Origin of the sequence: Geodermatophilus sp. CPCC 206100 (assembly GCF_048569675.1) — a bacterium.
Taxonomy (GTDB): domain Bacteria; phylum Actinomycetota; class Actinomycetes; order Mycobacteriales; family Geodermatophilaceae; genus Geodermatophilus.
Genome location: NZ_JAQISV010000041.1, coordinates 12,538 through 24,681 on the forward strand (window position 1 = coordinate 12,538; position 12,144 = coordinate 24,681).

The 12,144-nt window shown below is 74.5% G+C and carries 13 protein-coding genes; 5 read left to right on the top strand and 8 right to left on the bottom strand.

From position 1 onward, the window contains the following. Nucleotides 1-4 precede the first annotated feature (4 nt). Nucleotides 5-577 carry a DUF6653 family protein gene (locus tag PGN05_RS18315; protein WP_419753998.1) on the bottom strand — a complete coding sequence of 191 codons (573 nt, stop codon included), beginning with the start codon at nt 575-577 and terminating at the stop codon, nt 5-7. A gap of 117 nt (nt 578-694) precedes the next feature. Beyond that, on the bottom strand, nt 695-1,429 hold the full coding sequence (locus PGN05_RS18320; protein ID WP_419753999.1) for a hypothetical protein: 735 nt from the start codon (nt 1,427-1,429) through the stop codon (nt 695-697). A gap of 331 nt (nt 1,430-1,760) precedes the next feature. On the opposite strand from PGN05_RS18320, the gene PGN05_RS18325 reads away from it, so the two are divergent. Both PGN05_RS18325 and PGN05_RS18330 read left to right on the top strand, forming a co-directional pair. Then, nucleotides 1,761-3,737, top strand: a complete 1,977-nt coding sequence (locus PGN05_RS18325) for an ABC1 kinase family protein (protein ID WP_419754000.1) — start codon at nt 1,761-1,763, stop codon at nt 3,735-3,737. Nucleotides 3,738-3,822: 85 nt separating this feature from the next. Continuing rightward, complete coding sequence (locus PGN05_RS18330) at nt 3,823-4,344, top strand: GNAT family N-acetyltransferase (RefSeq protein ID WP_419754001.1); 522 nt, start codon at nt 3,823-3,825, stop codon at nt 4,342-4,344. A 142-nt stretch (nt 4,345-4,486) separates the two neighbouring features. Here the strand turns inward: PGN05_RS18330 and PGN05_RS18335 are convergent, their stop codons facing one another. The 4 genes from PGN05_RS18335 to rox form a co-directional block, all read right to left on the bottom strand. Further along, nucleotides 4,487-4,957: a hemerythrin domain-containing protein gene (locus tag PGN05_RS18335; protein WP_419754002.1), complete on the bottom strand. Its 471-nt coding sequence runs from the start codon at nt 4,955-4,957 to the stop codon at nt 4,487-4,489. Nucleotides 4,958-5,145: 188 nt separating this feature from the next. After that, on the bottom strand, nt 5,146-5,358 hold the full coding sequence (locus PGN05_RS18340) for a hypothetical protein (RefSeq protein ID WP_419754003.1): 213 nt from the start codon (nt 5,356-5,358) through the stop codon (nt 5,146-5,148). 32 nt (nt 5,359-5,390) lie between these two features. After that, nucleotides 5,391-5,978, bottom strand: a complete 588-nt coding sequence (locus PGN05_RS18345; RefSeq protein WP_419754004.1) for a hypothetical protein — start codon at nt 5,976-5,978, stop codon at nt 5,391-5,393. 233 nt (nt 5,979-6,211) lie between these two features. After that, on the bottom strand, nt 6,212-7,642 hold the full coding sequence (rox, locus tag PGN05_RS18350; protein WP_419754005.1) for a rifampin monooxygenase: 1,431 nt from the start codon (nt 7,640-7,642) through the stop codon (nt 6,212-6,214). 232 nt (nt 7,643-7,874) lie between these two features. On the opposite strand from rox, the gene PGN05_RS18355 reads away from it, so the two are divergent. Then, a complete protein-coding gene (locus PGN05_RS18355) occupies nt 7,875-8,675 on the top strand; it encodes an SRPBCC family protein (RefSeq protein WP_419754006.1) in 801 nt (266 codons plus the stop codon). Nucleotides 8,676-8,715: 40 nt separating this feature from the next. Here PGN05_RS18355 and PGN05_RS18360 read toward each other — a convergent pair whose 3' ends face one another. Both PGN05_RS18360 and PGN05_RS18365 read right to left on the bottom strand, forming a co-directional pair. Further along, nucleotides 8,716-8,901, bottom strand: a complete 186-nt coding sequence (locus PGN05_RS18360; protein ID WP_419754007.1) for a response regulator transcription factor — start codon at nt 8,899-8,901, stop codon at nt 8,716-8,718. A gap of 265 nt (nt 8,902-9,166) precedes the next feature. Next, on the bottom strand, nt 9,167-9,949 hold the full coding sequence (locus PGN05_RS18365; RefSeq protein ID WP_419754008.1) for a hypothetical protein: 783 nt from the start codon (nt 9,947-9,949) through the stop codon (nt 9,167-9,169). A gap of 484 nt (nt 9,950-10,433) precedes the next feature. Here PGN05_RS18365 and PGN05_RS18370 point away from each other — a divergent pair, with 484 nt between their 5' ends. Both PGN05_RS18370 and PGN05_RS18375 read left to right on the top strand, forming a co-directional pair. After that, entirely contained in the window at nt 10,434-10,769 is a 336-nt protein-coding gene (locus PGN05_RS18370; protein ID WP_419754009.1) for a TraR/DksA family transcriptional regulator, read from the top strand. Nucleotides 10,770-10,796: 27 nt separating this feature from the next. Further along, nucleotides 10,797-12,083, top strand: coding sequence for an NAD(P)/FAD-dependent oxidoreductase (locus PGN05_RS18375; RefSeq protein WP_419754010.1), 1,287 nt, complete (start codon nt 10,797-10,799; stop codon nt 12,081-12,083). Nucleotides 12,084-12,144: the final 61 nt, after the last annotated feature.

A 12,144-nucleotide genomic window follows, 5' to 3' on the forward strand; every position in this document is an offset into this window, starting at 1 on the left:
AGGGTCACCACCGCCGGGGTGGCGGCGCACCACCCTGCTGCAGGACCACCCGGGTGGGATCGGGGAGGTCGCCGTCGCTCGTCGCCGTCCCCGGCGGAGGTGCGAGGACGACGTCGTCGTACAGGATGGCCATGCGGTCGATGAACCAGTTCTTCCCGGCCATGTGGACGGCGAGGCCGCACAGCACGGCCCAGGGGTCCAGGACCACCAGGCCGTAGGCGATCACCGGCACCCCGAGCGCGTTGATCCCGAGCAGGACGCGCGGCGCCGTCCGGTGCCTCGGCGGCACCGGGACGTCCCCCCGGTCCGCCCAGAACACCTCGCCCAGCACCCCCTTCGAGGCCCAGTGGTCCAGGGACCGCGGCGGCGGGAAGACCCTGGGGTTGATCACGGCCCAGACGCACACGGCGGCGACCGGCACCAGCGACCACCAGCCGATCCAGGCGCGGGTCCAGACGGCGGCGGCCAGCAGCGCCGGGATGGGGATGCGCGTGTACACGCTCCACGGGTTCGCGTGGCGCTGCCAGGCCTCGCCGGTGAGCCCGAACGCCTTCGCCATCGATGCCTCGATCGCCATGTCACTGTCTCCTCCCGCGCCTGTCGGTCAGGCGTCGGGCGGAGCGTCCCGGCGAGCGGGGTGGGGCCGCACCACCCGGGGGGCGTTCCACCCGGGTGGTCCGGCGACCGGGGGCGGTCAGTCCCCGCAGAGGGTGGTCACGCGGGCGGCTCCGACGTAGGGCGCCCCCCAGCGCCGGCGGAACTCGGTGATGTGCTGCTCGGTCGGGAAGTACACGGCCACGGCGTGCTCCGCCGAGTCGCGTCCCAGGGCCGCGGCCGCGCCCTGGTCGCAGCCCAGCTCGCCGAGGCTGGCGCCGGGCCAGAGCTCCTGGACGTCCGCGAGGACCTGCTGGAGCGCGGGGTCGCCGGGCGCGCCCACGGCGACGTAGGCGGCCCAGAACTGGCCGCCGTGCACGGGCGTCGACTCGATGGGCCAGCCCGGCAGGCCCTCCGTCCCGCCGCCGGAGCTCCCGCCGCCCGTTCCGTCGCCGCCCGTTCCGCCATTGCTCGGGCTCTGGCCGCCGCTGGATCCCGCGCCGGCCGTGCCCTCGTCGGCCGTGCTCTGGTCGGCCGTGTCCTGGCCTTCCGTACCCGCGTCCGCGTCCTCGCCGGCCGGGTCCGACGGTTCTGCGGGCGCGGCGGACGGCTCGGTCGAGCTGCCGGAGGGGCTGCCCGCGCTCGACGCGGCCGGTTCGGCCGTTCCGCCCGAGCAGCCGGCGACGAGGACGGCGGCCAGCGCCCAGGACGCGAGCGCGGCGGCCCGCCTGCCGGGCGCGGGACGGCGGGAGCCGGCGGCCCCCCAGGACTGGTCGGACGTGGGTGCGTCGCCCGCGGGGGGGTCCACCGCCGGGACACCGGACGTCGTGCGCATGGCTGTCTCCTCGGAGTCAGGGCCGCCCGTCCTCGGGTGGGGGGATCGCTCGTCGAGCGTTCCCCTAGCGGCCTCCTTGTCGGCGGCGCCAGAATCCGCCGACACACCCTCTGCAGCCATGGTTCCGAGAACGCAGTGGTGCCCAAGTGCGGGGGCCGGACTTGTCGCATGGTGCTGGACCGGCGGCGTGTCGCGTTGACTTCGCTCTCGGTCCCTCACCGTGGGTCCGCAGTCCCGGAGTCGGCCGAGCGCCAGTCGGGCGAGCAGCCGAGCTTGACTGGTCGGTGCCCCAGCGGTACGTGTGGGAGGAACGCGCCGGGAGGGCGTTGGCATGCAGACTCTGCTCGAGGGCGTTCTGCTGGTCCCGACGGTCGTGGTGATGGTGCTCGTCTTCGGCGCGGTCATCCGGCGGCTGCTCGGCGTGCGGCTGGGGCCGGTCCGGACGGTCCTCGCGGCGACGCTGGCGCTGCTCCTCGCCCCACCGCTGCTGACGGCGCTCGTGCCGGATCCGGAGGCGGCCGACCTCACGACCGCGCTGCTGCTGTCCGTGCTGGGCGTGTGCAGCGTCAGCCTCGCGGCCATGGCCGTCGTCGTGGTGGCCGAGGTGGTGGTCCCCGAGGGCTCCGTGCCCGGGCCGATCGAGCTCTGGCGCACGTGGCGGGTCCGGGTGTCCCGCGGCCGTCGGTACGCCCAGATCCTGCGCATCGCGGTGCGCCACGGCCTCGGCCGGTTCCTGCGCGGACGACGTCACACAGGGGTCGGGTCCTCGGTCGCGCGGCAGGGGCTGGCGCGTTCCCTCCGCCGCGCCCTCGACGAGGGCGGTGTCACCTTCGTCAAGCTCGGCCAGCAGCTGTCCACGCGGCGGGACCTGGTGCCCCGCGAGTTCGCGGACGAGCTCGCGGGGCTGCAGGACCGGGCCGCGCCGATCACCTGGGACGAGGTGCGGACGGTGCTCGCCACCGAGCTCGGGCGACCCGTGGAGGACGTCTTCGCCTGGATGGACCCGAAGCCCCTGGCCGCGGCGTCGGTGGCCCAGGTGCACGCGGCGCGGCTGTTCGACGGCACCGACGTGGTGGTGAAGGTGCAGCGCCCCGGCATCGCCGCCGTCGTCGAGCGCGACCTGGACATCGTGCGGCACCTGACCCGCATCCTCGAGCTGCGGACCTCCTGGGGACGCTCGCTCGGCCTGGGCGGCCTGGCCGAGGGCTTCGCCGACGCGCTCCGCGAGGAACTGGACTTCACCACCGAGCTCGACAACCTGGTCGCCATGGCTGCGGTGCTCGCCGCCGCACCCGGCGACGGTGTCCGCGTCCCCGCGCCGCACGTCCACCTCTCGACGCGGCGGGTCCTCGTCATGGAGCGGCTGACCGGGACGCCGCTGGGCGCGGCCGGGCCGGTGCTGGCCGGCCTCGGTCCGGTCCGCCGATCCGCTGTCGCCGCCGCGCTGCTGACCACGGTCTTCCACCAGGTGCTCGACCACGGCATGTTCCACGTCGACCTGCACCCGGGGAACGTGCTGGTGGACGCCGATGGGTCGCTCGGACTGCTCGACCTCGGTTCGGTGGGGCGCTTGGACAGCACCACCCGCCGGGCGTTCGGCCGGTTGCTGGGCGCCTTGGACAGCGCCGACTCCCTCACCGCGAGCGACGCCCTGCTCGAGCTGGTCGACCGGCCGGCGGAGATCGACGAACGCGCCCTGGAGCGTGCCGTCGGGGTCCTCATCGTGCGGTACGCCGCGCCCGGTGCGACGGCCGGTGCCGCCGCGTTCACGGCGCTGTTCCGGCTGGTGACCGCCCACCGCCTGCCCATCCCGGCGCAGGTGGCCGCGGTCTTCCGGACGTTCGCGACCCTGGAGGGCACCCTGGCGATCATCGACCCGGACTTCGACCTCGTGGCCGGGGCGCGTCGAGCCGGGCGGAGCCGGGTCACGGCGTCGCTGGCGCCGCAGCGCCTGCGCCGGACGGCCGAGGAGGAGCTGTCGGCGCTGCTGCCGATGCTGCGTCGGCTGCCGCGCCGGGTCGATCGGATCGCCGACGCCGTCGAGCACGGCCGGCTGACCGTCCACGTCCGCCTTCTGGCCGACAGCCGGGACCGCCGCGTGGTCACCGGGCTGGTGCACCTGACGCTGTCCGCGGTGCTCGGCGGCGTCGCCGGCCTCATGGCGGTGCTCTTCCTGGGCATGCCCGGCGGGCCGCAGGTGACGGAGTCGGTGCGGCTGTTCGCGGTGTTCGGCTACGGCCTGCTCGTCGTCGCCGTCGTCCTCGTGCTGCGCGTGCTGGTGGTGATCCTCCGACCGGACCGTTCCTGAGCCCGACGTCGCGTCGGCGGCCGATCGCCTGCCAGCAGGAACCGGGAAGCGCACACCGAGAGGGTCGGAACAGGAGGGACGAGCAGTGCTGATCCGACGAGAGGTGCCTGGCGACGAGTCCGCGATCCGCCGGGTGCACGCCGAGGCATTCGCTCCGCTCTCCCCGGGCGGGCAGCCGGTCGAGCCGCGACTCGTCGACGACCTGCGCGCCGGCGACGCCTACCTGGACGCGCTCTCCCTCGTCGCGGTCGCCGACGGGGAGGTCGTCGGACACGTCTGCTGCACCCGCGCGACGCTGCTGCCCGGTGGGGCCCCGGTGCTCGGTCTCGGGCCGCTCGGCGTTCGGCCGGGCCACCAGCGCCGGGGGGTGGGCGCCGCCCTCGTGCACGCCGTCCTCGGCGCCGCGGACGCGCTCGACGAACCGCTGGTCGTGCTCCTCGGACACCCCGACTACTACCCGCGCTTCGGCTTCCGGCCGGCCGCCGAGATCGGCGTCGAGCCGGAGCACCCGGACTGGGTCCCGTTCTTCCAGGCGCGCACCCTGACCCGCTACCGCCCGGAGCTGCGGGGCCGGTTCCGCTACGCGCCGCCCTTCGACGACCTCTGAGCCCTCCGGCGGCCGGGTCGGAGTGCCGGGATCAGACGAGGGCCGATCCCGCCGCTGACCCGGCACCCCGACCCGGGAGCCCGCCCGGGGTGGAGCTCGACGCCGTCGTGCTCGATGTGGCGCCTCGGGGTCGGTGTCGTCGTCACAGCGGTCCCAGCACCTCGCTCGTCCCGGCGTCCAGCTCCAGGGTCTCGAGCACCGCGAGCAGCTGGCGCTCCTCGTAGCGGAAGTGGTTCTCCATCACGGCGGCGATCCCCTCCAGGTGCTGCTCCAGCTCCGGCACGGGCGCACCGCGCTCCGTCGCCGTCCGCAAGCCCTCGAGGAGGTACGCGATCATCGAGTGGTCCTGCCCAAGCGACCGCAGCACCGGACCCAGCTCGGGATGGGCAGCCGCGATGGCCGGGAACAGGGTCCGGTCCTCGCCGCGGTGGTGTCGGTCGAGGGCGGCACAGAACCCCCGGCAGTAGAGCAACAGGTCGCGGGCGGCCGTCTCCCCGGGTACGCCGTCCTCGAGAGAGCTCCGGGTGAGCCGCAGAGCCGCTCTCAGGCGCTCGTGCACCCGGCGCAGCTCTGCGCTCCAGGCGACCAGCCTGGTCGTCTCGCGCTCAGTCACGCGAGGACGGGAGGGGCGACGAGAGCAACGTCGTCCTCCTTCGATCCGACGCCTCCATGCCTGGCACGGTCTGCCACCGACACGCGACGCTGCTCTGACCCTAGCGGCTCGGGCCCGTCCGTCAGGGCTCGACCCGGCTCAGCCGCACCTCGCCGCGGCCGTGCCCCCGGCTGGTGCTCGCCACGGAGCTACTGCCTCCGGGTGGCCCGGTGCACGGCGGTGACGGCGACGAAGAGAACGGCGGCGATGCCCACCGCGAGGAGGACGTCGCCCCACTCGGGCAGCGTGCCGAACGGGAGCGCCAGCTGGCGGAGGTAGTTGGCGGCGAGGATGAGGACGAGGTAGACCCACCACGGGGCCCACCGGCTCGTCCGCTCGTGTTGAGCGGATCGCTGTGTCATCGCTGTCCTCCCAGGAGGGTGGGTCAGAGGGGTCACGGTCGGGTGCCGACCTCGTCGCGGGCCTCGTCGTCGGACCCGTCGGCCGCGTGGCCGGAGCGGGCGCGAACGCTGGCCGGCACCGGTCCGGTGAGGAACCAGATCGCGAGGACCACCGTGGACATCCCGGCGTAGCCGAGGAGGACCCGGGCTCGGTCCAGGTCGTGCGCCAGCAGGGTCATGCCGAGCAGCAGCCCGGTGCAGACGGCCCACGCCACCGCGGCCTTGCCGAACTCGCGCCACTCGTGCTCAGCACGTCGGCGCCCGAGGCGGCGTGGTCTGGTCACCGGGGGTCCGCCGGCGAGACGGTGCGCCACGTGCTGGTCGGCCCAGTGCACGACGCTGTGCCCGAAGCCGACCGTGAAGCCGAGGTAGACGGCCGCGAGGGCGTGGGCCTGGGTGGGCACACCGCCCCGGCGCAGGTCCACCGCAGTCAGCGCGAGCAGCGCGAGGTCGGCTGCCGGCGATCCCAGCAGCAGGACCAGACCCAGGCGGGGGCGACGCAGCAGGTACCGAGCCGCCAACCCGGCCGCCAGGAACAGCCAGAAGAGCACCTCGCAGACGAGGATGGCGCCGACGATCATCGGAACGGGCCCGGTGCAGGTCCGCGTCGCTGCTTCGGAAGACGGCGAGTCACGGGAATCCCGATGCGACGGGAACGCACGAGTGGATGTGCCATCGAGGCCTCCCGGTTCTGGTGCCCTCTCCCACGCAACCGGCTGGACGAGGGGGTCTTCCCGAGAGCGGCGGTCTGGCGGACCGGTTGCGGTGTGTGGCAGCAATGCGGCGCCAGGGGCTCGGTCGGCGCCGGCGACGGTCAACCGGCGGCAGCGCCGAACCACCGAGGCAGGTGGCCGAGCAGGTCCCGCTGGTCGTCCCCGACCCACGCCACGTGACCGTCGGGCCGGAGCAGCGCCGCCGGCACGTCCAGCTCCTCGCTGACGTCGACGACGGAGTCCACCCGGTCGGCCCAGCCGGCCACCGAGAGCCGGCCGGTCTGGTCCAGCAGGAGTCCGCGCCCGCGGTGCATCAGCGCGTAGAGGCGTCCGCGCGTCAGTGCCAGGTCGCGGAGGCGCCGGCCGAGGAGCCGGTGTCCCTCGCCGACGTCGTACCGGACGCCGATCGCGGTGACCTTCTCGACCAGGTACCGGTTGACCTCGTCGAGGTCCATCAGGTCCGCGATCAGCCGGCGCACCGCCTGGGGACCGGGCTCGGTGGACAGGAGCTCGGCCTGCGCCCGGGTGGTGTTCAACACGTCGGCGGCCACCGGGTGCCGTTCGGTGGAGTAGCTGTCCAGCAGCCCCTCCGGCGCCCAGCCGTTGACCTCGGCGGCCAGCTTCCAGCCCAGGTTGACCGCGTCCTGGAGCCCGAGGTTGAGGCCCTGGCCCCCGGTCGGCGGGTGGACGTGGGCGGCGTCGCCGGCCAGCAGCACGCGGCCGGTCCGGTACCGCTCGGCCTGCCGGGTGGCGTCGCCGAACCGGGAGAGCCAGCGCGGCGAGTGGACGCCGAAGTCCGTGCCCGCGACCACCCTCAGTCGCTGCCTGACCTCCTCGAGGGTCGGGGGAACCGAGCGGTCCTCGGCCACTCCCTCGGCGGGCACGACGACGCGGTACAGCCCCGCCCCGGACGGCCCGACACCGAACCCCTTCTGGGTCTCGCGGACCGCGGTGACGACGGCGGCCACCTCCTCCGGCGACGCGGTCAGCTCCACCTCGCCCGACAGCCACTCGCGCCGGGCCGGCTCGCCGGGGAAGCCGACACCGAGCAGCTTGCGCACGGTGCTGCGGCCCCCGTCGCAGCCGACGAGGTAGCGCGAGCGCAGCCGCGTGCCGTCCGCGAGGTCGACGGTGACCCCGGAGTCGTCCTGGCTCAGCCCGACCACGTCGCGGCCGCGCCGGATCTCGACGCCCAGCTCCGTGGCGTGCTCGGTGAGGAGGCGCTCGGTGGTGGGCTGGGGGATGCCCAGGACGTACGGGTGCGCGGTGTCCAACCGGGCCGGCGCCGGCTTGCTGATGCCGGCGAAGGAGCCGCCGAGCGGGTACTGCGTGCCGACCGCGAGGAACCGGTCCAGCAGGCCGCGCTGGTCCAGCAGCTCGATGCTGCGAGCGTGCAGCCCGAGCGCGCGGACCACCCGGGTCGGCTCGGCGTCCCTCTCCAGCACGAGCACGCGCACGCCGTGCTGCCGCACCTCGCTGGCCAGCATCACGCCGGTGGGCCCACCACCGACCACGGTCACGTCCCAGTCCACCGCTCTGTCTCCCCCCGGATCGTCGCTCCGGCCGGGCACTCTCCAGCACGACCGGGGGCTTGCGGCAAGCCCCCGGGTGCGTGCGAGCCTGGGTGGGAGAGCCGCGCCATCGACGAGCGCCTGCACGAGGAACCCCGTGAGGCGCACCGAGCCGTCGGGAGTCGCCACGGGTGATTCGCCCGGGCCCGGGGTACCTGGCCGTGCCCCCGATCCCGTCGACGAGGGAGACCCCATGACGACCAAGGTGGAGAAGTCGATCCAGGTCGATGTGCCCTTGAGCACGGCCTACAACCAGTGGACCCAGTTCGAGGACTTCCCCCACTTCATGGGTGGCGTGCACGAGGTCCGCCAGCTCGACGACCGACGACTGCACTGGGTGGCCCAGATCGCCGCGGTCCGGCGCGAGTGGGACGCCGCCATCCTCGAGCAGGTACCCGACCAGAAGATCGCCTGGGCGGCCACCAGTGGGGCGACCAACGCCGGCGCGGTGCGGTTCGAGCCGGCCGGCGCCGGGTCGACCATCGTCTACCTGACGCTGGAGTACGAGCCCGAGGGGCTGGTGGAGCAGGCCGGCGACAAGCTCGGTCTCGTGGAGCGGCAGGTGAAGTCCGACCTCGAGCGGTTCAAGGCGCTCGTCGAGAGCGAGGGCTACGAGAGCGGGGCCTGGCGCGGCTCGATCAACGAGAACCTCGACGTCGGCACCCCCGGTGCGGAGGCCGCCTACGGCTCCCACGGTGACAAGGGCAAGGCCGGGATCTCGGGCAAGGCCGTCGCCGCCGGCGCGGTGGCCGCCGCGGCCGGGGTCGCCGCCGCGGCCGCAGCGGTCACGAGGTCGTCGCAGGACGACCAGCGGGCCGAGGACGCAGCCGTCGTCCCGCCCCCGGTGACGGTCACCGAGACCGTGGTGGTCGAGGAGGACGTCACTCCCGGCGTCCCGGTGTCACCGGCCACGGAGCCCCCTGGCCCGGTCGCCGTGACCGACGAGCTGCCGAGCTCGCCCGACGCGCCGTCCCGCGGAGAGCGCGGCGTCTGACCGATCGGACGGGGCCTCGGGGCGGGTGCCCGTGATGCGTTCAGAGGAGGCCGCGACGCCGAGCGGTCGCGATGGCGGCGCGGCGGTTGGAGGCTCCGAGCTTCTGGTAGATCGACCGCACGTGCGTCTTCACCGTGTTGACCGAGACCTGGTGGCGGGCCGCGATCTCCGCGAGCGTCAGCTGTGCGGGCAGGTCGCGGAGCACCGCGAGCTCTCGGGGTGTCATCGGCACGATCGCGGCGTGCGCCCCCGGACGTCGGCCGCACCGGCCGGGGAGCTCCAGGGATCGCGGTCACGGCTGGTCCTCCACGCGGTGAGGCGAGTGCACTGGTCGAGGACCGTACGGAGGCCGCCGTGCCGGCTGCCTCCCCTGCCACGGGTGAGCAGCGGATGCCCTGGCAGGGAGGCTCGACCGTGGCGCGGCTCAACTGGACCCGCATCGGCTCGCCCGGCATCTTCGCCGAGCGGAATCCGGGAGCTGACGTGCCGGCTCAGGACCCGGGGTCGTCCTGCCGGATCTCCCGCTCGGGGATCTCGTCGAGCGTCCCCGGCACGGGTCCGCCGGGTCCGCCGGGTCCGGCGGGTCCGAAGGCCCTGCCGGCGGACGTGATCGTGCCCTTCAGGACGTACTGCATGTAGTTCGCGGCGGCCATCGGCCCCAGGCCGAAGGGCAACAGCCCGGCCAGGAGTGGCGGGCCGACCGCCAGTGCCCAGGCTCGGAGGATCTCCGACTGCGAGGCGGCGACCTCCTGCCGCTCCTCCGGGGTCAGGGCGGCCAGGGCCTCGTACGAGGCCGGCGTGCCCAGCAGCGAGGCGTGGCGTCCGAGGATCGCGTCCGGACGGATCCTCCCGGTCTTGTCCAGCTTGACCGCTCCCTCGGTGAGGACCAGCAGGACGGCGACGCGGGTCAGTTCGGGGTCGGTGAGGTCCCTGTCGAACAGCAGGCCGACCTTGATCGTCGCGCTCACCGCCTCCTTCAGGACCTCCCTCAACGCGACCGGGAGCGCGGCAGCCGAGATCGCCGTTCCGACGCCCGGGAGGATCGAGGGCAGGGAGAACGAGACGGCCCGAGCCGCCCGCATCCGGTTCCCGCGCGTCACCTGGTCCATCAGGTCTCCTGGCGCGACCAGCGGCCTGGCCGCACGGACCTTGTCGACGGCCTTCTGCGCGTCCTCGAGCGAGGGCTGGAGGGTCCTGTTGATCAAGGCCATCGCACGGTCGACGGTCGCCTCGATGTCGAACTCCGGCTTCGGGAAGTTGAAACCGCTGGTCATGTCGGTCTCCTGTCAGGTGGCGACTCGATCAGGATGTCAGCCGGCCACCTGCGACGCAGGCCGCCCTCAGCCAGGGCGGCGCCGGCGACCACGATGATCGCCGAGAGGAAGAACAGACTCTCGCGGAACCGGTAGACCGCCGCCATCCGCAGCGGGGGCAGCGGGCCAGGTCGGCTGGTCACCCGCGTACCTGTGCCCAGCCACGACAGCCGCTAGGCGGAGGGGCGGCCGGTAACTGCGCGCTCGTCGGGCCGCAGCAGCGCCACAGGACCGGGCCCCGGGCGTTCAGCGCCGCACGCAGGCCCGTCGGGAGTCGTTGCCGGTCGTCGGCAACCGGAGGGGCCCCGGGTTCGCCGGTGAACGCCCTGTTCCCGGCGTCCGGGGGGCGGGATGGTCGGGTTCCGACTTCGCAGCCTCGATCGATCCACTCCCGCGCGTCGACCCCTGGGGTCGGCGCGCCTTCTCCTCATGGAGGCGAACACCCGTGTCCACCGTTCTCTCACCCCGGACGACGACCGCTCCGGCCCCCGCGGCCCGATGGGAGGCGTTCCGGGTCCTGCTCGACGAGCAGCGCGCCGACTGCGTCCGGCAGCACGAGCTCGCCCTGGCCGAGGCGGCCACCGCGATGCCCGATCCGGTCGCCGTGAGCCGGGCCGCCAGCCTGGCGCTGACCATCGAGGAGATCGATGCGGCCCGGCACCGCATCGCCGAGGGCACGTACGGCTCGTGCGTCCACTGCCGGGTGGCCATCCCCACCGAGCGGCTGGAGCTCCGTCCGTTCGCGGCCGGCTGCGTGGCCTGCCAGGCCTCGGCGCGCTGAGCCCTCGACCGGTCAGGAGGAGCGGACATGTCCGTCGAGGGGTTCTCGGACGAGGGGCCGGTGTCCGTCGCCGGTAGCCCCGAGCGCGTGGCCGTGATCGGCGCCGGCATGGTCGGCCTGTCCTGCGCCTGGTTCCTCCAGGAGGCCGGCGTGGAGGTGACGGTCTACGACCGCGACCGGATCGCCGCCGGCGCCTCCTGGGGCAACGCCGGCTGGCTCACCCCGGCGTTGACCGCACCGCTGCCGGAGCCGGCGGTGCTGCGCTACGGGCTGCGCGCGGTGTTCAGCCCCCCCTCGCCGGTGTACCTGCCGCCGCGCGCCGACGCCACGCTGGCCCGCTTCCTCGCCGGCTTCGTCGCGCACAGCACGACGCGGGCGTGGCGGCGGGGGATGGCCGCCTACGTGCCGTTGAACGAGCGGGCGCTGGGGGCGTTCGACGCGCTGGCCGCCGGCGGCGTGCTGGCCCCGACGCACCGGGCGGAGACGTTCCTCGCCTGCTTCAGGACCGAACGAGAGGCCGAGCGGCTGTGCGCCGAGCTCGAGCACATCCGCGACGCCGGCCAGGAGGTCAGCGGCCACCCGATCACCGGCTGGCGGGCCCGCGCCCTCGAGCCGGCGCTCACCGACCGCGTCGGCGCGGCGGTGCAGATCTACGGCCAGCGGTACCTGCACCCGCCGGAGTTCGTCACCGGCCTCGCCTTCGCGGTGCAGGCCCGCGGCGGCGTCGTCGTCCAGGGCGCGGACGTCGTGGACCTGCAGCACCGCGCCGGGGGGATCACCGTCGTCACCGCCGCCGGCGAGCGGCTGCAGCACGACGCCGTGGTGCTGGCCACCGGCGCCGACCTCGGTTCGCTGGCTCGACCGTTCGGCGTGCGGTACCCGGTGCAGGCCGGTCGGGGCTACAGCTTCAGCGTGCCCGTCGAGCGGATGCCCCGCGGCCCGCTGTACTTCCCGACCCAGCGGGTGGCGCTCACGCCGTTGGGCCAGCGGCTGCGGGTGGCCGGGATGATGGAGTTCCGCCGCCCGGGCGACCCGCGCGACCCGCGCCGCGTCGCCGCGATCGTCGACGCCGTCCGCCCCTTCCTGGCCGGGGTCGACCTCGACGACCGGCGCAACGAGTGGGTCGGCTCCCGGCCGTGCACCCCCGATGGGTTGCCGCTGCTCGGGCGCACCGCCGCACCGCGGGTGTTCGTCGCCGGCGGGCACGGCATGTGGGGTGTCGCCCTCGGCCCGATCACGGGACAGCTCATGGCCCAGACCGTGCTCAAGGGGGAGACGCCGCCGGAGCTGGCGCCCTTCGACCCGCTGCGCTGACCCCGGCCGCGTGGGGGCCGGGGCGGTCGGAGGGAGGCACGATGTCCTTGCCGATCTCCGG